Consider the following 18618-nt stretch of genomic DNA (forward strand, 5'->3'; position numbering starts at 1 on the left):
CAGGGTGCGCCCGCCGGCGTCGGGCCGCGACCTCCGCCGGTCGCCGGCTCGCGGCGGGCGACGCACGATGGAAGAGGGGACCCGGGGGCAGGCGGCTCGCAGAGCCGCCGCCACTCCCCCACCCCGATCTCCTCGACTCTCCTCGACAGGAGCAGCCCATGTTCCGCACCACTCGGCGCGTACGACGCGTCGCCGTCACCACGCTCGTCGCGTCCTCGTTCGCCCTCGGCGGCGCCGCCTTCCTCGCGCCCACCGCCGGCGCGGCGGTCCCCGCCGCGAGCTGCACCGTGACGCCCGGGCCGACCGGCTCCGTCGTCATCACCGGCGAGGGCTTCACGGCCCCCCGCAAGCTCAACGACGGCGAGAGCACGCAGCCCCTGAACGTCGACGCGAACGGCAACTTCCGGGAGACCCGCTTCCAGAAGAACGTCAACTACACGGTCCTCGCGGTCAACGAGGACCAGAACTTCATCTTCGTCAACTGCAAGGTCCTCGCGAAGCCCAGCCCCGACTCACCCACGTCCAAGCCGAACAAGCCCCCCCAGAACAGCCAGGCGGACTTCCGGCAGGGCTTCAAGGACGGATTCGGCGTCGGCAGGCCGGCCGCCCTCAAGAGCTGCGACGGCCGCCCGCAGGCCGACAAGTCCCAGCAGCACAGCGACTCCTACTGGAAGGGCTGGAACCAGGGAGTCGGCGCAGCCTTCCGACAGGCCTGCAAGGGCTGACCCACCGAGCCGCTCACCCCACCGGGCCCCGCGGGGCCTCGGCCACCGCCCGGCCCCCGGTCACCGCGCGCCGGCTCAGCGCGCCTCGCGCAGCCACCCCGCGACCTCGGTGGCCCAGTAGGTCAGGATCGTGTCCGCGCCCGCCCGCCTGATGCCGAGCAGCGTCTCCAGGATCGCCCGGTCGCGCTCGATCCAGCCCTTCTCCGCGGCGGCCTCGACCATCGCGTACTCGCCACTGATCTGGTAGGCCGCGACCGGCACGTCCACGGCCTGCGCGACCCGGTACAGGATGTCCAGGTAGGGGCCCGCCGGCTTGACCATGACCATGTCGGCGCCCTCCTCCAGGTCGAGCGCCAGCTCCCGCAGCGACTCGCGGGCGTTCGCCGGATCCTGCTGGTAGGTCTTGCGGTCGCCCTGGAGCGAGGAACCGACGGCCTCCCGGAAAGGACCGTAGAACGCCGACGAGTACTTCGCGGTGTACGCCAGGATCGAGACGTCCTCGTGGCCCGTCTCGTCGAGCGCGTCACGGATCACGCCGACCTGGCCGTCCATCATCCCGCTCGGCCCCACCACGTGGACGCCCGCGTCCGCCTGGACCTGCGCCATCTCCGCGTACCGCTCCAGCGTCGCGTCGTTGTCCACGCGCCCGTGCTCGTCCAGGACGCCGCAGTGCCCGTGGTCGGTGTACTCGTCCAGACACAGGTCCGACATGATCACCAGGTCGTCGCCGACCTCGGCCTTCACGTCACGGATCGCGAGCTGGAGGATCCCGTCCGGCTCGGTGCCCGCCGTGCCCCGCGCGTCCTTGTTCTCGTCCGCCGGCACCCCGAAGAGCATGATCCCCGCGACCCCCGCCGAAACCGCCTCGACGGCCGCCTTCCGCAGCGTGTCCCGGGTGTGCTGGACGACGCCCGGCATCGCCGCGATGGCGACCGGCTCACTGATGCCCTCGCGCACGAACGCCGGGAGGATCAGGTCCGAGGGGTGCAACCGCGTCTCCGCGACCATCCGCCGCATCGCCGGAGTCGTGCGCAGCCGGCGGGGCCGCGAACCGGGGAAGGATCCGTACGCGCTCATCTTCAGTCGCCTCTTCGAACTTCGACAGCAGTTGCCCCCAGCCTAGGGCCGCACCCCGCACGCATGGTGCGCGGCCCGGCGCACCGCCGGAAACGAACGCGGCCCGGGCGCACACGCACCCGGGCCGCGCCCGTCACTCCTCGCCCCGCCCGACCGGCCGTTCGACCGGCCGGCGAAGCGGCCTCACCGACTCACGTCGTGCGTCGGCGCCGCGCTCCCGGCCGTCGCTCGCTCGGCCGCGCCACCGACTCGCCGGCCTCCTTGGCCGCGTCACGGCGCGCCGCGCCGTACTCGGCCAGCGCCTCCGCCAGCTTCGACACCGACGGCTCCGGCGACAGGACGTCCACGCGCAGCCCGTGCTCCTCCGCGGTCTTGGCCGTCGCCGGCCCGATACACGCGATGACGGTCACGTTGTGCGGCTTGCCCGCGATCCCGACCAGGTTGCGGACGGTGCTCGACGACGTGAACATCACGGCGTCGAAACCGCCGCCCTTGATCGCCTCGCGCGTGTCCGCCGGCGGCGGCGACGCGCGCACGGTCCGGTAGGCCGTCACGTCGTCGACCTCCCAGCCCAGCTCTATCAGCCCGGCGACCAGCGTCTCCGTCGCGATGTCGGCCCGCGGCAGGAAGACACGGTCGATCGGGTCGAAGACCGGGTCGTAGGGCGGCCAGTCCTCCAGCAGCCCGGCGGCCGACTGCTCGCCGCTCGGCACCAGGTCCGGCTTCACGCCGAACTCCACCAGCGCCGCCGCGGTCTGCTCGCCCACCGCGGCGACCTTGATGCCGGCGAAGGCCCGCGCGTCCAGCCCGTACTCCTCGAACTTCTCGCGCACCGCCTTGACGGCGTTCACCGAGGTGAAGGCGATCCACTCGTAGCGGCCCGTGACCAGGCCCTTGACCGCCCGCTCCATCTGCTGCGGGGTGCGCGGCGGCTCCACGGCGATGGTCGGCACCTCGTGCGGCACCGCGCCGTACGAACGCAACTGGTCGGAGAGCGAGGCGGCCTGCTCCTTGGTGCGCGGCACGAGCACCCGCCAGCCGAACAGCGGCTTCGACTCGAACCAGGCCAGGTCCTCGTGGCGCGCGGCCGCGCCGTGCTCACCGACCACGGCTATGACGGGGCGCGCTCCCTCGGGCGAGGGCAGCACCTTCCCCTGCTTGAACACCTGGGCGATGGTCCCCAGGGTGGCGTTCCAGGTCCGCTGCCGCGTCGTGGTGCCCGCCACCGTCACGGTGAGCGGGGTGTCGGGCTTGCGCCCGGCCGACACCAGCTCGGCGGCGGCCGCGGACACGGTCTCCAGGGTCGCGGAGACCACGAGGATCCCGTCGCTCGCGCCGACCTCGCTCCAGCAGCGCGCCGAGGCGTTGCGGGCGTCGACGAAGCGCACGTCCGTGCCCTTGGCGTCCCGGCCGCCGCTCAGCGGCACACCCGCGTACGCGGGCACGCCGACGGCGGTCGCGACGCCGGGCACCACCTCGAAGGGGATGCCCTCGGTCGCGCAGGCCAGCATCTCCTCGGCGGCGTTGCCGTCGAGCCCGGGGTCGCCCGTGACGGCACGGACCACCCGCCTGCCGGACCGCGCGGCCTCCATGACAAGATTGGCGGCATCTCGGATCACCGGGACACCGGCGGCTGCTGACATTTCGTCAGCCACCGTCAGCTGCGGCGTGTCGACGCCCGCGCGAGCATGGGTGCGTACGACTTCGAGCACCTCGGGCTCCGCGATCAGCACGTCCGCGGCGCCGAGCGCCTCGACGGCGCGCAGTGTCAGCAGGCCCGGGTCGCCGGGGCCGGCACCGAGGAAGGTGACGCGCCCGTGAGCGGCGACCGCCGGAAGAGCGGAGTGGGTGGGGATTGAGGGGTTCAAAGGGATCGCTCCCCCATCAGACCGGCCGCGCCCTTGGCCAGCATCTCGTCCGCGAGTTCGCGTCCGAGCGCCATGGCCTCGTCGTGAGACTGGGGCACGGGACCGGTGGTGGACAGCTGAACGAGCGTCGAGCCGTCGAGCGTTCCGACGACACCGCGCAGGCGCATTTCATTGACAACCTGCCCGTCGGCCAACAGGTCGGCGAGCGCGCCCACGGGCGCGCTGCAGCCGGCCTCCAGGGCGGCGAGCAGAGACCTTTCGGCGGTCACGGCGGCTCGGGTGTACGAGTCGTCGAGTTCACCGAGGGCGGCGATGAGGTCCGTGGCGGACGCGAGGCACTCCACGGCCAGGGCTCCCTGGCCGGGTGCGGGCAGCACGTTGTCCACGGACAGCAGGTCGGTCGCCTCGTCACCGCGACCGATCCGGTTCAGCCCGGCCGCGGCGAGGACGACGGCGTCCAGTTCCCCGTCGCGCACGAAGCCGATCCGGGTGTCGACGTTCCCGCGGATCGGGACCGTCTCGACGACTTTGCCCAGGCTCCTGGCGTACGCGTTGAGCAGCGCCGTGCGCCGCGGCGAACCGGTACCGATCCGCGCGCCGTCGGGCAGCTGCTCGAAGCTCAGGCCGTCACGGGCGACGAGCGCGTCGCGCACGTCCTCCCGTCGCGGCATCGCCGCGATGACCAGCTCGTCGGGCTGCGCGGTCGGCAGGTCCTTCAGCGAGTGCACCGCGAAGTCGACCTCGCCCCGGACGAGGGCGTCGCGCAGCGCCGTGACGAACACGCCGGTGCCGCCGATCTGCGCGAGGTGCTCGCGGGACACGTCACCGTAGGTCGTGATCTCCACGAGCTCGACGGGACGGCCGGTGACCGCCCGCACCGCCTCGGCGACGTGCCCGGACTGGGACATGGCCAACTTGCTGCGTCGCGTGCCAAGCCGGAGGGGCTGGTCGGGACGTGTGTTCATGATGCCCGTCCTGGGTCGTCGTTCTTCGGATCGGCCGCGTCCGCCCGGCTGACGGAGGCCACCGTCTGAGGGTCGAGGTCGAAGAGTTCGCGCAGCGCCTCGGCGTACCCGGCGCCGCCGGGCTCACTGGCGAGCTGCTTGACGCGCACGGTCGGCGCGTGGAGGAGCTTGTCGACGACGCGGCGCACGGTCTGGGTGACCTCGGCCCGCTGCCGCTCGTCGAGGTCGGGCACCCGGCCGTCGAGCCGGGCCACTTCCATCGCCACCACCTCGGCGGCCATGGCGCGCAGCGCGACGACGGTGGGCGTGATGTGCGCGGCCCGCTGGGCGGCCCCGAACGCGGCCACCTCCTCCGCGACGATCGCGCGCACGGCGTCCACGTCGGCGGCCATCGGCGCGTCGGCGGAGGCCTCGGCGAGCGATTCGATGTCCACGAGGCGCACCCCGGGGACGCGGTGCACGGCGGCGTCGATGTCACGCGGCATGGCCAGGTCGAGGAGCGCGAGTCGTACGGTCGCGCCGTTCACGACGGCCGGCCGGCTACGGCGGGGCTGCCGCTGGGCGGCCGCCTCGCCCTGGTCGGCCCAGGTGCCGTGCAGTTCGAGGGCGTTGGCGTCGACGCCGGTGAGCGCGGAACGCCCGTCGGACGTCGGCGCGTCCAGGCCCAGCGGGCAGTCGTCGCGCTCGGCGACCGCCGTCAGGGTCCGCGCGGCCCCGGCGTCGGCCAGCCGCCGCCCGCCCTCGGCGGCGGCCACCAGCCGTGCCAGGACCTCGGCACTGGCGAACCCGTCCCGCGCGGGAACCGGGACACCGCCCGAACGCGTCCCCACAGGGGGAACGGAAACCGGCGCCGGGGCGGAACCCCGCCCCCCGGATCCCGTCGGGGAACCGCCCGGCTCCACCGGCGCCTGCGGCGCGGGGATCGGGACGGAGCCCTTGGACAGCGCGTCCGCGACCTCGTCGCCGGTCAGTACCAGCCCGGTGGCCCCGGTACAGGACACGACCACGTCAACACGTGTCAGCTCATCCGCCACACGGGTCATCGGCACCGCCCGAGCCGCCACCCCGGTGCCCGAGGCAACCAGAATCTCGGCCAAACGCTCCGCGCGTTCGATGGTCCGGTTCGCCACCATGATCTCGGCGACCCCGACCCGCGCCAGCGTCGCCGCGGCCAACGAGGACATCGAGCCGGCGCCGATCACCAGCGCCCGCTTGCCCTCGGCCCAACGGTCCACCGGCTCGTGGACGGCCAACTGCTCCAGCCCGAAGGTCACCAGCGACTGCCCGGCCCGGTCGATCCCGGTCTCCGAGTGCGCCCGCTTGCCGACCCGCAGCGCCTGCTGGAACAGGTCGTTGATCAGCCGCCCGGCGGTGTGGAGCTCCTGCCCCAGCGCCAGCGCGTCCTTGATCTGGCCGAGGACCTGCCCCTCGCCGACGACCATCGAGTCCAGCCCGCACGCCACCGAGAACAGGTGGTGCACCGCCCGGTCCTCGTAGTGCACGTAGAGATAGGGCGTGAGCTCTTCCAGGGCCACCCCGCTGTGCTGCGCGAGCAGCGTCGACAGCTCGGCGACACCCGCGTGGAACTTGTCCACGTCGGCGTACAGCTCGATCCGGTTGCAGGTGGCGAGCACGGTCGCCTCGGTCGCCGGTTCGGCGGCGAGGGTGTCGTGCAGCAGCTTCACCTTGGCATCGACGGCCAGGGAGGCCCGCTCCAGCACGCTGACCGGCGCGCTGCGGTGGCTCAGCCCTACGACGAGCAGACTCATGCCGGCATCACCGCCGGCACGTCACCCTCGGGGTTGCCCTTGCGCGAGGTGGCGGCGGCGCGTCCCGCGGGCGGGACCAGGGCGGCGGCGGGAGCGGCTCCCGTACCGGTGTCCTCGTCGTCCGACAGGGATCCGGCGGCAGCGGCGGCAGCGGCCCCCTCACCGGCCTTGCGCTGTTCGTGGAAGGCGAGGATCTGCAGCTCGATCGACAGGTCGACCTTGCGCACGTCCACGCCCTCGGGCACCGACAGCACGGTGGGCGCGAAGTTCAGGATGGAGGTGACCCCGGCGGCGATGAGCCGCTCGCTCACCTGCTGCGCGGCGCCGGCCGGGGTCGCGATGACCCCGATCGAGACGCCGTTGTCCTCGATGATCTTCTCCAGCTCGTCGGTGTGCTGCACGGCCATGCCGGCGACCGGCTTCCCGGCCATGGCCGGGTCGGCGTCGATCAGCGCCGCGACGCGGAACCCGCGCGCGGAGAATCCGCCGTAGTTGGCCAGGGCCGCGCCCAGGTTGCCGATGCCGACGATGACGACGGGCCAGTCCTGCGTCAGACCGAGCTCGCGGGAGATCTGGTAGACGAGGTACTCGACGTCGTACCCGACACCGCGGGTGCCGTACGAGCCGAGGTAGGAGAAGTCCTTGCGCAGCTTCGCGGAGTTGACTCCGGCGGCGGCCGCGAGCTCCTCGGAGGACACCGTGGGCACCGATCGCTCGGAGAGCGCGGTGAGTGCGCGCAGGTACAGCGGAAGCCGGGCGACAGTGGCCTCGGGAATACCTCGGCTGCGGGTCGCCGGTCGGTGAGTTCGGCCAGTTGCCACGATGCTCCTGCGGGATGAGCGGGGCTGCAGGCGGCCACTTGTCCCAGGACCGCCCCGTCGAATGCAGGCTATGTCTTTGTGAACGCGTGCACAAAGATTGTGTCCGCTTTGTCCGTCCAAAGTGACCGGGGTCACGCGGGCCGGTCCTACGGCACGGGAACCCGGAACGGGCCGAACCCGTTCAAATCCCGAGGGGGGCAAAACGGTACACACTCCTCATCGATACGCCCCCGAGTCCCCACAAATCGCCCATGATGGTAACCGCCCGGACGGTCAGCCCTCCAATGCCCGACGCAGCTTCTCAGGGTTCACCCTCCAGAAGGTGTGCTGTTCACCATCCACCAGCACCACCGGAATCTGCTCCCAATGGCGGCGGTAGAGCTCCTCGTCCAGCGAGATGTCCTTCTTCTCCCACCGCGCCCCGGTCTGCGCGCAGACCTCCTCGATCACCGACTGGGCGTCGTCGCACAGATGACACCCCGGCTTCCCCACGAGCGTGACCAGCCGCTCCTCGGGGCGCTTCTTTTCCTTACGACGCAGCAGAGGACTCATGTCCTCATTCTCCCGCGCCCCCACGCCCCTCGGGACCCCTCGGCAGCGCCCGCCGGCACCCCGTACGGAACGACCCGCGCCGCCCGCGACCCCCGCGCACGGACCGCGCGCCTCGCAGAGTTCACACCTCCGTTTCCCATCGGTTCGGGAACTCCCGAACACAATGGCTATGCTCGCGTCATGGCCGCTCTGGGATGGCTCACCCCCCGTAGGCGCTCCGCAACCGCGCGGAGCGTGCTGGCAGGCGAGGCCTCTGCCGAGGCAGCGCGCAAGACCGCTCAGGCCGAGACGCCACCTTTCGACGAGGCTCCGGATCCGACGCCGGACGCGCCGGACGCCGCCCGCTCGATCGCGGAAGCGGAAGCCGCCGAAGCACCGCAGGCGCCCGCCGAGCCCGAGTTCCCGGTCCCCGGCGACGACCTCGCCGCCGCCTTCTTCGACCTCGACAACACCGTCATGCAGGGCGCCGCGATCTTCCACTTCGGCCGCGGCCTCTACAAGCGCGAGTTCTTCCAGCGCCGCGAACTCGCCCGCTTCGCCTGGCAGCAGGCCTGGTTCCGACTCGCGGGCGTCGAGGACCCCGAGCACATGCAGGACGCCCGCGACAGCGCCCTGTCCATCGTCAAGGGCCACCGGGTCTCCGAGCTGATGTCCATCGGCGAGGAGATCTACGACGAGTACATGGCCGAGCGGATCTGGCCGGGCACCCGCGCCCTGGCCCAGGCCCACCTCGACGCCGGACAGAAGGTCTGGCTCGTCACCGCCGCCCCCGTCGAGACCGCCACGATCATCGCCCGCCGCCTCGGCCTGACCGGAGCCCTGGGCACCGTCGCCGAGTCCGTGGACGGCGTCTACACCGGCCGACTGGTCGGCGAACCCCTGCACGGCCCCGCCAAGGCCGAGGCCGTACGCGCCCTGGCCGGCGCCGAGGGCCTGGACCTCGACCGCTGCGCCGCCTACAGCGATTCGCACAACGACATCCCGATGCTGTCGCTCGTCGGACATCCGTACGCGATCAATCCCGACACAAAACTGCGCAAGCATGCCCGTGCCCACGACTGGCGACTGCGCGACTATCGGACCGGCCGCAAGGCCGTGAAGGTCGGCGTCCCGGCGGCCGCCGGCGTCGGCGCGCTCGCGGGCGGCACCGCCGCCGCCATCGCCCTGCACCGCCGCCGCAGGTAGCCGCTCCGCCCCGGCTCCCTCACCCCGCCTGCGAAAAGCCGCCCGGCCCGCGCCCGGCGGCTTTTCGCCGCCCCCGGGCGGACCGCCCGGCGGTCATTCCCCCAGCCTTACCCCCACGTCCGGCGAGGCACTCCCGCAGGCTCGACTCGGTCGCGAGCCACTGTGGAAGCTTCCATTCCGCGCACCCAACCGATCAAGAATCGATCACCATCTGCGACCGAATATGCCCTCGACACGCAACAGAAGTGTCGTAACCGGTGATTTGAGCAACTGGGTGTAGCGCCGCCTGTACGAAGCGTTATTCTCCTCAAACGCATGCCACCGCCCATCTGTCGCCACGACGGGTGAACGGTCCCGCACTGCACGTGATGGAAGCTCTGCCTCTGGGAGTCCCGTGTACCCACCTGTCGGGGTTGACGCCTCGGGCCTGGCTACGCTGCGCGCAACGGTCCTCGACCACCTGCGTGGCTTCGTCCCCACCGCGTACGCCGTCCCCGCCTTCGCCGCGATCCCTGCCGGCCTCGGCCCGGCCGGTCCCTGCTATGCCCTGACCGACGGCGGAGCGACCGTGGGCAGACGCGGCCGCTCGGGCGGAAGCTCAAGCGGCACCGCCGCCGGCGCGCCCGCCGCCCGCCGCCCCACGGCGGACAGCGACCAGGCCCGCATGATGGACCTGGTCGAACGCGCCCAGGCCGGCGAGGCCGAGGCCTTCGGCCGGCTCTACGACCAGTACAGCGACACGGTGTACCGCTACATCTACTACCGCGTCGGCGGCAAGGCGACCGCGGAGGATCTCACCAGCGAGACCTTCCTGCGCGCGCTGCGCCGCATCTCCACCTTCACCTGGCAGGGCCGAGACTTCGGGGCCTGGCTCGTGACGATCGCGCGCAACCTGGTGGCCGACCACTTCAAGTCCAGCCGCTTCCGGCTGGAGGTCACCACCGGCGAGATGCTCGACGCCAACGAGGTGGAACGCAGCCCCGAGGACTCCGTCCTCGAATCCCTCTCCAACGCGGCCCTCCTGGAGGCCGTACGGAAACTCAACCCGCAGCAGCAGGAATGCGTGACCCTGCGCTTCCTCCAAGGCCTGTCCGTCGCCGAGACGGCCAGAGTCATGGGGAAGAACGAGGGCGCCATCAAGACGCTCCAGTACCGGGCGGTCCGCACGCTGGCCCGCCTGCTCCCGGACGACGCCCGCTGACCGCGGCCCTACTCACACTCTGTAACCCCTGCCGATGACTCTGATGACGCTGTGGTCCGATCATCCTTCGTCCGTAACCCAAGTGCCGCGCCGCTCGTTGTGCGGAATGCAGGCTCCCTGTGGACACGCCCTGCCCGAAGCCGCTCACTCGAAAGTGTGGATGTGCTCAAGGCAGGCAACCTTCCGGACACCTTGGGGAGTCGATCGTCATGACGAGAGGAGGTGCCGCCAGTGATCGCGAACGTGACTCCGCACCGGCGGGCGAACGCCTTCGCCCAGGCCCTGGAGGATCGGACCCCATCCGACCTTTCGGAACCGGACCCGGCGGCCGAGCAGTCCGAGGCACCTGCCGAACCTGCCGACCACGACCGGTTGTTGGCCCTGGCGAGCGTGCTCGGCGAAATGCCGCGCCCAGCGCTGGACCCCGAGGTCAAAGTGGTGCAACGAGCCCAGCTCGTCGCAGCCATGGAGGCCATGGTGATGGAGGAGAGGGCCGGAGGCGCCGCCGCCGACCCTCTGGTGCCCGAACAGCGGACCGGCCGCGGCGCCCACCGGGCGACCTCGCTCCGGAAATTGCGGCCCCGCTCCCGCTGGTCCAAGGGCATCGCAGCAGGTGGCCTCACCGTGGGTGTGGCCGCAGGGGCCTTCAGCGGCGTGGCCGCTGCCAGCACGGACGCCCTACCGGGTGACTCCCTCTACCCCGTCAAACGGGGCATGGAGGATCTGAAGCTGGGGATGGCCGACGAGGATTCGGACCGGGGCGAGCTGTACCTGGACCAGGCCTCGAACCGGCTGTCGGAGGCCCGCAGGCTGATGGAGCGGGGCCGGACGGGCGTACTGGACCACGAGTCCCTGGGCGAAATCCGCCGAGCGCTGGCGGGAATGAAACACGATGCGGCGGAGGGCCACCGGCTCCTCCAGGCGGCGTACGAACGGGACGGTTCCCTCGGACCGATCCAGACGCTCTCGTCGTTCTCCCGCTCCCACCGCGACGCGTGGGGCCGGCTCCGGGAGAAGCTCCCGGCGCAGCTCACCGACGTGGGCGGAGAAGTGGAGTCGGTCTTCCAGGCCATAGACGAGGACGTGGCGCCGCTCCAGGGCCTGCTGCCGAAGCCACCGGCGCAGACCCGCGGCTCCACCCCGGGCACCTCGGCGAAGCCGAGCACGCCCGCGGGCAAACAAAAGTCCGCACCCCCGTCGGGTGCCCCGGCGGCGTCCACCCCGAGCACGCCGGCACCGGGTACCAGCAAAACCCCGGCCCCCGGCGGCGGCCTCCTCGGCGGTACGGGCGATCTGCTCCACCCGCCGTCGCAGGACCAGTCCACCCCACCCCCGTCCACCACTCCGGAGCTCCCGCAGCCGGACATCACCCTCCCGCCGCTCCTCCCCGGCCTACTGCCGGGGCTGGGCATCCAGGCGGAGGACACCGAGTGAAAAGCCGGAGGGGACTGCTCGACAGTCCCCTCCGGCCCTCACACGGACCCGCTCGGAAGAAGCGGCTCAGAAGAACACCGACCTCCGCTGCACCAGCAGCCGGTACAGCGTGTGTTGGATCTGCTCCCGCACCTGGTCCGTGAGGTTGAACATCAACATGGGATCCTCGGCGGCCTCCGCCGAGTACCCGTCCGTGGGAATCGGCTCCCCGAACTGGATCGTCCACTTCGTCGGCAACGGCACCGCGCCGAGCGGCCCCAGCAACGGGAACGTCGGCGTGATCGGGAAGTAGGGGACCCCCAGCAGCCGCGCCAGCGTCTTCGCGTTGCCGACCATCGGGTAGATCTCCTCCGCCCCCACGATCGAGCAGGGCACGATCGGCGTTCCCGCGCGCAGCGCCGTCGACACGAACCCGCCCCGACCGAACCGCTGGAGCTTGTACCGGTCCCCGAAGGGCTTGCCCAGCCCCTTGAAGCCCTCCGGCATCACCCCGACCAGTTCCCCGGCCTCCAACAGCCGTTGCGCGTCCTCCGCGCAGGCCAGCGTGTGCCCGGCCTTCCGGGCGAGTTCGTTCACCACCGGCAGCATGAACACCAGATCCGCCGCCAGCAGGCGCAGGTGCCGCTCCGCGGGGTGGTGGTCGTGCACCGCGACCTGGAGCATCAGACCGTCCAGCGGCAACGTCCCGGAGTGGTTCGCCACGATCAGCGCGCCGCCCTCCTTCGGGATGTTCTCGACGCCCTTGACCTCGACCCTGAAGTACTTGTCGAACAGCGGCCGCATCAAGGACATCAGGACCTGGTCCGTCAGCTCCTTGTCGTAGCCGAAGTCATCGACCTCGTACTCCCCGGTGATCCGCCGCCGCAGGAACGCCAGCCCGCCGGCGATCCTCCGGTCCCACCCCGCCCCGCCCGTCGCGGGCTCGGCCGGGACCGGCTCCACCACCGGATCGGGCTCGACCGGTGGCGCGACCCGCACCCGCCGCGGCGGCCGCCGACGCGGCCGGTCCTCGTCGAACGGGATGACTTTCGCGTCCGCCACTATCTCTTCGCTCCCTCGGCCACCGGTTTCACACTCGACAGATCCGCCTTCAGCATGCCCGCCACCCGGTCCACAGTGCGACCGACCCGCTCCGGCGGCAGCAGACCGCTCCCCCGGCTCCGGGCGAAGTCCGCGAAGGTCTCCGCCGTCGTGTAGAGGGGCGCGAACCCGAGGGTGTCCCGCATCTGGGTGGTCTCCACGACCCGCCCGTGCGTCAGAAGCCTTATCTGTTCGGGCGAGAAGTCCGTCACCCCGACCGCACGCAACGCCGACCCCACCCACGTCACCGCGGGCAGCAACAGCGGCACCGTCGGGCGCCCCAGCCGGCGCGCGCACTGCGACAGCAGCAACACCCCGTCGCCGGCGATGTTGAAGGTCCCGCTGTTGAGCGTCCCGCGCCGGGGCTCCCCGGCCGCCAACCGCAACACGTCCACCACGTCGTCCTCGTGAACGAACTGCAACCTCGGGTCGTATCCCAACACGGTCGGCATCACCGGGATCGAGAAGTACTCGGCGAGCGCGGAATCCGCGTACGGACCCAGGATGTTCGCGAACCGCAGCACGCACACGGCCACGTCCGGTCGTCTTCGCGCGAAGCCCCGCACGTACCCCTCGACCTCGGCGGCGTCCTTCGCGAAGCCGGCCGGAGGCAGCGACTTCGGCTGCGTGGTCTCGGTGAAGACCGCCGGATCCCGCGAGGTGCCCCCGTACACACTGGTACTGGACTTCACCACGAGCCGTCGCACCGTCGGCGACTTCTGGCAGGCCCCGAGGAGCTGCATCGTCCCGATGACGTTCGTTTCCTTGACGGCGCTGCGCGCACCGCCCGACCCCGCACTGCCCCCGGTGACGGCCAGGTGGACCACCGTGTCGACGGAGTGCTCCGCGAGCACCCGGACGATGGCCGACTGTCTGATGTCCGTCCGCACGAACTCGGCCGAACCGAGCCGGTGCGGCGGGCTCACGGCATCCACCGCGATCACCCGCTCGACGTCCGGTTCGTGCTGGATGCGCCGCACGAAGCGGCCTCCCAGCTGCCGGGCAGCCCCGGTGACGAGCACGACCTTCCCCACGAGCTCAGCGCCTCCCTCGAAGAAGTACCCCGGCTGCACCGCAGCCCCTCCACCAGGATGGTGGAGGGGCTGCGGAAAACACGTACAGCTGCCGTTTACTTCTTGTTACGGCGCTGGACGCGGGTGCGCTTGAGCAGCTTGCGGTGCTTCTTCTTAGCCATCCGCTTGCGCCGCTTCTTGATAACAGAGCCCACGACTACCCTCGCTCACTTCTCGGAACATCCCCGCGTTGACGGAGAACGGTGCGGGGCGTCTGGGCCCACACGACCTACGTCGGCCTAGCCTACCCGCCCAAACTCTGAGCTTGTAATCCGAGGGCTTTCGCCGGTCATTCTCAGGCCGACTCCACCCCCACATAGGACTCTCGGAGGTACTCGTGAACCGCGTTCTCGGGGACCCGGAAGGACCGGCCCACCCGGATAGCGGGCAGATGACCGTTGTGCACCAGGCGGTACACGGTCATCTTCGACACTCGCATCACCGAGGCGACCTCCGCCACGGTCAGGAACTGAACCTCACTGAGAGGCCTCTCGCCAGCAGCCATGACACACCTTGACCTTCCGCGCATGACGGGCACCGGCTTCCCCTCCGGTTACGCCCCGTCGTCGCACGCTCACTCCCCAGAGTAGGGGCGTGTGATACGAGTGGGGAAGAGGAGCTACAGCCACTCCTGGCGCATAGGCAGCCCCGCCCGGCCGAGCACGTAGCGCGTGAGCGGTCGGTAGTAGTCCGAGCGCACCCCGTCATCAAGTGGAACAGCCACCGAGACCCGCCCCTCGGCCTCGCCGACGAACAGCGCGGGATCGTCCGTATCGGCCAGCCCGATCGCGTCCACACCCAGCTGACCTGCACCGCAGACCCATCCGTGGTCCCCGACCACCAGTTCCGGCAGCGGCTCGCCGGCCTCCGCCAGAGCCCCCAACGCGACCCGAACCGGCAGCGGTGAATGGGTGTGCGCGCCGGTCGCACTCCCCGCCGGCCGCGCGCCGGGTTCCCGCACCAATGCGACTCCCCGTACGTAATCGATGCTGTGCGGGCGTACGCCGAACCGGGTCGCCATGTCGATGCGCACCCCCCGCGCCGGAGTGAGGACAACACATCCCACCGCCGACAGGGCCTCGGCCAAACTGGCGTAGAACCCCAGGAGGCGGTGGGGATGCCCGGTCGCGAACAGCACGGGTGACCGCGCCCCGGCCGCCTCGCCCAACCTCCCCGCGAAGGCCTCCAGCGCGGCCACCGTCCGCTCCGGGTCGATCACGTCCGGCCCGCTGACGTGCGCGGGATCCGCCGAGACACCGCACTTGTCCGCCATCAGCCTCAGCAGATCACTCTCGCCCCAACCCCGTTCCGGGTCCAGCCCCAGCAGCAGCCGCGGATCCCTCGCCGCGAACAGCCGGTAACTGCGCAGGCTTTCCTCCCGCGACGTGGCGACGGGCCCGGCCAACCGGGCGGCCAGCAGGTGCGCGCGCAACGCTCCGGTGCTCAACACCCTGCCGATGCTCCCGCACCGAACGGGGCGGAGTCTCAATTCCTGCGAACAGCCCCACAGTTGGCGTAACGATGCATCTCGTGTCCCGCCCGCCGGCCCGCTCCCGCTACGTCAGCATCCCGCGCAGCGGGAAGACCGCCTTGCGCATCGCCAGTACGGCCTGATCGATCCGGTCGGCCGGATCGTAGCCCTCTTCCCAGTCCCGCCAGGAGACGGTCCGCCCGTCCGTCATCCGGCGCGGCGCGGGCTCCCGGGTCCGCGCGTACACCTCGTCGCGCCAGGCGTCGGGGACCGCCGCCGCGGGATCCACCGGCCGGTGCGCCGCGATCCCCACCAGGTGCGTCCAGGACCTCGGCACGACGTCCACCACCGCGTACCCGCCGCCGCCCAACGCCAGCCACCGACCGTCCGCGTGCTCGTGCGCCAGGGCGTGACAGGCCTCCTGGACCGCGCGTTGCGCGTCCAACGACACCGCGAGGTGTGCCAGCGGATCCTCGAAGTGCGTGTCCGCCCCGTGCTGGCTCACCAGCACCTGCGGCCGGAAGTCCGCCAGCAGCTCCGGCACGCTCGCGTGGAAGGCACGCAACCAGCCCTCGTCCCCGGTCCCGGCCGGCAGCGCCACGTTGACCGCCGACCCTTCGGCGGCCGGCCCACCCGTCTCCTCGGGCCATCCGGTCTGGGGGAACAGGGTCCGCGGATGCTCGTGGAGCGAGATCGTCAGCACGCGCGGGTCGTCCCAGAACGCCGTCTGCACCCCGTCACCGTGGTGCACGTCCACGTCCACGTACGCGACCCGCTCGGCACCGAGCTCCAGCAACCGCGCGACCGCGAGCGCCGCGTCGTTGTACACGCAGAAACCGGCCGCCCCGCCGGGCATGGCGTGGTGCAGCCCGCCCGCGAAGTTCACCGCGTGCCCGGCCTCGCCGCGCCAGATCGCCTCCGCCGCCGCCACCGACTGCCCGGCGATCAACGCGGACGCCTCGTGCATCCCGTGGAACGCCGGATCGTCGACGGTCCCGAGCCCGTACGAGCCGTCGGCCACCCCCGGGTCCGCCGACACCTCGCGCACCGCCGCGACGTAGTCCTCGCGGTGCACGAGCCGCAACGTCGAATCACCGGCCGCGCGCGCCGCCCGTACCTCCATGTCCCGGTCCAGCCCGAAGGCTCGCACCAGGCCCATGGTCAGCGCCAGACGCACCGGGTCCATCGGATGGCTCGGTCCGAAGTCATACCTCGTTACCGCCTCGTCCCACATCAACAACCCGCGGCCGCTCATGCCCGACACCGTATCGGGCACCGTCCGAGCCGAACGAGCGGGCATGGAACAACGTCACCGACACCAACACCATCGGCACCAGCATCGCGCCCCGATAGCTCCAGGCATCGCCGAGGCCGCCCACGAGCGGCGCCCCGACGAGGAACCCCACGTAGTTGAAGATGTTCAGCCGGGCGATGGCCGTGTCCGCCGACGCCCCGGGGAACAGCCGGCCCGCCGCCGCGAAGGTCTGCGGGACGATCACGCACAGCCCGATGCCCAACAACGTGAACCCGAGCATCCCCGTCCACGCCCCCGGCGCCACCGCCACCACCCCGAAGCCGAGCGCGGCGACCAGCGTCCCGCCCCGGACGACGGCCACGGCCCCGAAGCGTCGTACGCCCAGGTCACCGACGGACCGACCGATCAGGGTGGTCACCATGTACACGTTGTAGGGGACCGTGGCGAGCTGCTCCGAACTGCCCAGCACGTCCTGGAGGTACTTGGCGCTCCAGTTCGACACCGTCGAGTCCCCGATGTACGCGCACGCCATCACCAGGCACAGCGGCAGCAGCAGCTTGAACCCGCCGGCCCCCAGCCCCTTCTCGGTGTCCGGCAGGCCCCCGGCGGTCTCCCGCCTGTCCACGTAGTACCGGCTCCCGAGCACCGCGAGCGGCAACAGCACCACCACGGCCGGCAGGTAGCTGCTGAACAGCCCCAGGTGCCAGTGCGCCCCCGCCCAGGCGGCCGAGGCGCCGACGATCCCGCCCAGGCTGTACGAGGCGTGGAAACCCAGCATGATGCTGCGCCCGTACGCCCGCTGCAGGCTGACTCCGAGCATGTTCATGGAGGCGTCGAGCGCCCCGACGGAGAACCCGAACGCCCCCAGGGCCACGGCCACGTGCCACATCTGGTCGCCGGCCCCGACGCCGAGCAGCGCCAACAGCACCAGTGGCTGGGCCCATCGCAGCACCACGCTCGGGGCGACGCGCTTCACCAGGTGCTCGGTGGCGACGCTGGCGACGCCGGCGAGGATGGGCACGGCGGCGAGGAAGGCGGGCAGCAACCCGTCGGATATCCCGTACTGGTCCTGGATCGCGGGGATGCGCGTCACGAGGAGGGCGAAGGTCACACCCTGCACGAAGAAGCTGAACCCCAGGGACCCGCGCCCGCGGCGCAGCCGCACGTCTTCTGTCATGGCGGCACAGCGTAGGGGCGCGGACTACCCGTGGGTAGAGAGATCACGTACCGATTCGGAACAGTGATCGAACGCGGACCGGGCGGGTCGGGCCGTCGCCGGGGCGGTCAGTAGGCGTCCAGTCCGAGGAGCCGGGTCAGCTCCTTCATGTCGCCGAAGCAGCTGGTCGCACCGGTGAGCCGGTCGGCCGGCATCATCCCGGTGAATCCGAGCACGTCCATGCCGGCGGCCACCGCGGCCCGCACCCCGAGCGGGCTGTCCTCGACGACCACGCACCGCGCGGGTGCGAAGCCCATGCGGTCGGCCGCGTGCAGGAAGAGATCGGGGTCGGGCTTCCCCCGGCCGACGTCCTGTGAGCTGAAGATCCACTCTTCCTCGAACCATCCGTCGATCCCGGCCGCCTGGTGGCCGGCCCGGATCTTCTCGTGGCTCCCGGAGGAGGCCAGGCAGTACGCGACTCCTTGTGCGGTCAGCGCGCCGAGCACGTCCTCGATTCCTTCGACGGGTCGCAGCTCGCGTTCGAAGGCGGCGGTGGTCCGCGCATGGAGCGTCTCGTCGAAGTCCCCGGGCAGCGGCTGCCCGGTCCGCTCCTGCACGAGATCGTGCACCCGGTGCACGGCGGCCCCCATGTAGTCGCGCAGCGACTCGTCATAGGTGGTGGGGTGCCCCAGTTCCGTCAGGTACCCGGCGAGGATGCGGTTGGAGATCGGCTCACTGTCCACCAGCACGCCGTCGTTGTCGAAGATCACGAGGTCATAGCCCATACGTTCACACTACGAGCCGCAGGCACGGTTCTCTTCCGAGCCCATGCCGGGCATCCGGGTGTCGACTGCGGCCGGCGCCGCGGCCCACGGGAACGGGAAAAGGGCCCGGAACGCAGAAAAGCCCCGCACCCTGAAGGGTGCGGGGCTTTCCCACAATGATTGTTCGGCGGCGTCCTACTCTCCCACAGGGTCCCCCCTGCA

General features: G+C 71.3%; 18 protein-coding genes. 4 read left to right on the forward strand and 14 right to left on the reverse strand.

Annotation, left to right across the window (positions count from 1 at the left end; all coding sequences use genetic code 11):
- Positions 1-158 precede the first annotated feature (158 nt).
- Entirely contained in the window at positions 159-725 is a 567-nt protein-coding gene (locus tag ADK55_RS29540) for a hypothetical protein (protein ID WP_053682950.1), read from the forward strand.
- A gap of 75 nt (positions 726-800) precedes the next feature.
- On the opposite strand, the gene hemB is transcribed toward ADK55_RS29540, so the two are convergent.
- From hemB to ADK55_RS29570, 6 genes are all read right to left on the reverse strand, one after another.
- Positions 801-1802 carry a porphobilinogen synthase gene (gene hemB, locus ADK55_RS29545; protein ID WP_053682953.1) on the reverse strand — a complete coding sequence of 334 codons (1002 nt, stop codon included), beginning with the start codon at positions 1800-1802 and terminating at the stop codon, positions 801-803.
- A gap of 191 nt (positions 1803-1993) precedes the next feature.
- On the reverse strand, positions 1994-3670 hold the full coding sequence (locus ADK55_RS29550; RefSeq protein ID WP_053682955.1) for a uroporphyrinogen-III synthase: 1677 nt from the start codon (positions 3668-3670) through the stop codon (positions 1994-1996).
- Positions 3667-4635, reverse strand: a complete 969-nt coding sequence (gene hemC, locus ADK55_RS29555; protein ID WP_053682957.1) for a hydroxymethylbilane synthase — start codon at positions 4633-4635, stop codon at positions 3667-3669. Before hemC ends, ADK55_RS29550 begins: the two co-directional genes overlap by 4 nt.
- Positions 4632-6404 carry a glutamyl-tRNA reductase gene (locus ADK55_RS29560; RefSeq protein ID WP_053682959.1) on the reverse strand — a complete coding sequence of 591 codons (1773 nt, stop codon included), beginning with the start codon at positions 6402-6404 and terminating at the stop codon, positions 4632-4634. Before ADK55_RS29560 ends, hemC begins: the two co-directional genes overlap by 4 nt.
- Complete coding sequence (locus tag ADK55_RS29565; protein ID WP_053682961.1) at positions 6401-7225, reverse strand: redox-sensing transcriptional repressor Rex; 825 nt, start codon at positions 7223-7225, stop codon at positions 6401-6403. Before ADK55_RS29565 ends, ADK55_RS29560 begins: the two co-directional genes overlap by 4 nt.
- 273 nt (positions 7226-7498) lie before the next feature.
- Positions 7499-7777, reverse strand: coding sequence for a glutaredoxin family protein (locus ADK55_RS29570; protein WP_053682979.1), 279 nt, complete (start codon positions 7775-7777; stop codon positions 7499-7501).
- Positions 7778-7957: 180 nt separating this feature from the next.
- Here ADK55_RS29570 and ADK55_RS29575 point away from each other — a divergent pair, with 180 nt between their 5' ends.
- The 3 genes from ADK55_RS29575 to ADK55_RS29585 all read left to right on the forward strand — a co-directional run bounded on the left by ADK55_RS29575 (position 7958) and on the right by ADK55_RS29585 (position 11597).
- Positions 7958-8962 (forward strand): HAD family hydrolase, encoded by a 1005-nt coding sequence (locus ADK55_RS29575; RefSeq protein WP_053682963.1) that lies wholly within the window; start codon positions 7958-7960, stop codon positions 8960-8962.
- Positions 8963-9356: 394 nt separating this feature from the next.
- Positions 9357-10163 (forward strand): ECF subfamily RNA polymerase sigma factor, BldN family, encoded by an 807-nt coding sequence (locus ADK55_RS29580; protein ID WP_053682965.1) that lies wholly within the window; start codon positions 9357-9359, stop codon positions 10161-10163.
- Between the two features lie 231 nt (positions 10164-10394).
- The gene (locus tag ADK55_RS29585; RefSeq protein ID WP_053682967.1) at positions 10395-11597 is read left to right on the forward strand and encodes a DUF5667 domain-containing protein; all 1203 of its coding nucleotides are present in this window, start codon (positions 10395-10397) and stop codon (positions 11595-11597) included.
- Positions 11598-11663: 66 nt separating this feature from the next.
- Here the strand turns inward: ADK55_RS29585 and ADK55_RS29590 are convergent, their stop codons facing one another.
- The 8 genes from ADK55_RS29590 to ADK55_RS29620 all read right to left on the reverse strand — a co-directional run bounded on the left by ADK55_RS29590 (position 11664) and on the right by ADK55_RS29620 (position 18417).
- On the reverse strand, positions 11664-12638 hold the full coding sequence (locus ADK55_RS29590; RefSeq protein ID WP_053682968.1) for a lysophospholipid acyltransferase family protein: 975 nt from the start codon (positions 12636-12638) through the stop codon (positions 11664-11666).
- Positions 12638-13711, reverse strand: coding sequence for an NAD-dependent epimerase/dehydratase family protein (locus tag ADK55_RS29595; RefSeq protein WP_053682980.1), 1074 nt, complete (start codon positions 13709-13711; stop codon positions 12638-12640). The genes ADK55_RS29590 and ADK55_RS29595 overlap by 1 nt, the downstream gene beginning before the upstream one ends.
- Positions 13712-13806: 95 nt before the next feature.
- A complete protein-coding gene (locus ADK55_RS37000) occupies positions 13807-13905 on the reverse strand; it encodes a 30S ribosomal protein bS22 (RefSeq protein WP_003948845.1) in 99 nt (32 codons plus the stop codon).
- Positions 13906-14045: 140 nt separating this feature from the next.
- Entirely contained in the window at positions 14046-14255 is a 210-nt protein-coding gene (locus ADK55_RS29600) for a helix-turn-helix domain-containing protein (RefSeq protein ID WP_008738568.1), read from the reverse strand.
- A 114-nt stretch (positions 14256-14369) separates the two neighbouring features.
- Positions 14370-15200: a phosphatase gene (locus ADK55_RS29605; protein ID WP_053682970.1), complete on the reverse strand. Its 831-nt coding sequence runs from the start codon at positions 15198-15200 to the stop codon at positions 14370-14372.
- Positions 15201-15306: 106 nt separating this feature from the next.
- Positions 15307-16476: an acetoin utilization protein AcuC gene (locus tag ADK55_RS29610; protein WP_234350306.1), complete on the reverse strand. Its 1170-nt coding sequence runs from the start codon at positions 16474-16476 to the stop codon at positions 15307-15309.
- Positions 16427-17653 (reverse strand): MFS transporter, encoded by a 1227-nt coding sequence (locus tag ADK55_RS29615; RefSeq protein ID WP_053682974.1) that lies wholly within the window; start codon positions 17651-17653, stop codon positions 16427-16429. Before ADK55_RS29615 ends, ADK55_RS29610 begins: the two co-directional genes overlap by 50 nt.
- Positions 17654-17760: 107 nt before the next feature.
- A complete protein-coding gene (locus tag ADK55_RS29620; RefSeq protein WP_053682976.1) occupies positions 17761-18417 on the reverse strand; it encodes an HAD family hydrolase in 657 nt (218 codons plus the stop codon).
- Positions 18418-18618 lie beyond the last annotated feature (201 nt).

The sequence above is a fragment of the Streptomyces sp. WM4235 genome (genome assembly GCF_001279725.1).
In the GTDB taxonomy this organism is placed as follows: Bacteria; Actinomycetota; Actinomycetes; order Streptomycetales; family Streptomycetaceae; genus Streptomyces.

What these genes read in the sequence shown, in the direction of transcription:
- ADK55_RS29570 (WP_053682979.1), bottom strand. Translation starts at nt 7,777, where the DNA reads ATGAGTCCTCTGCTGCGTCGTAAGGAAAAGAAGCGCCCCGAGGAGCGG.
- ADK55_RS29615 (WP_053682974.1), bottom strand. Translation starts at nt 17,653, where the DNA reads ATGACAGAAGACGTGCGGCTGCGCCGCGGGCGCGGGTCCCTGGGGTTC.
- hemC (WP_053682957.1), bottom strand. Translation starts at nt 4,635, where the DNA reads ATGAACACACGTCCCGACCAGCCCCTCCGGCTTGGCACGCGACGCAGC.
- ADK55_RS29620 (WP_053682976.1), bottom strand. Translation starts at nt 18,417, where the DNA reads ATGGGCTATGACCTCGTGATCTTCGACAACGACGGCGTGCTGGTGGAC.
- hemB (WP_053682953.1), bottom strand. Translation starts at nt 1,802, where the DNA reads ATGAGCGCGTACGGATCCTTCCCCGGTTCGCGGCCCCGCCGGCTGCGC.
- ADK55_RS29575 (WP_053682963.1), top strand. Translation starts at nt 7,958, where the DNA reads ATGGCCGCTCTGGGATGGCTCACCCCCCGTAGGCGCTCCGCAACCGCG.
- ADK55_RS29610 (WP_234350306.1), bottom strand. Translation starts at nt 16,476, where the DNA reads ATGAGCGGCCGCGGGTTGTTGATGTGGGACGAGGCGGTAACGAGGTAT.
- ADK55_RS29540 (WP_053682950.1), top strand. Translation starts at nt 159, where the DNA reads ATGTTCCGCACCACTCGGCGCGTACGACGCGTCGCCGTCACCACGCTC.
- ADK55_RS29560 (WP_053682959.1), bottom strand. Translation starts at nt 6,404, where the DNA reads ATGAGTCTGCTCGTCGTAGGGCTGAGCCACCGCAGCGCGCCGGTCAGC.
- ADK55_RS29600 (WP_008738568.1), bottom strand. Translation starts at nt 14,255, where the DNA reads ATGGCTGCTGGCGAGAGGCCTCTCAGTGAGGTTCAGTTCCTGACCGTG.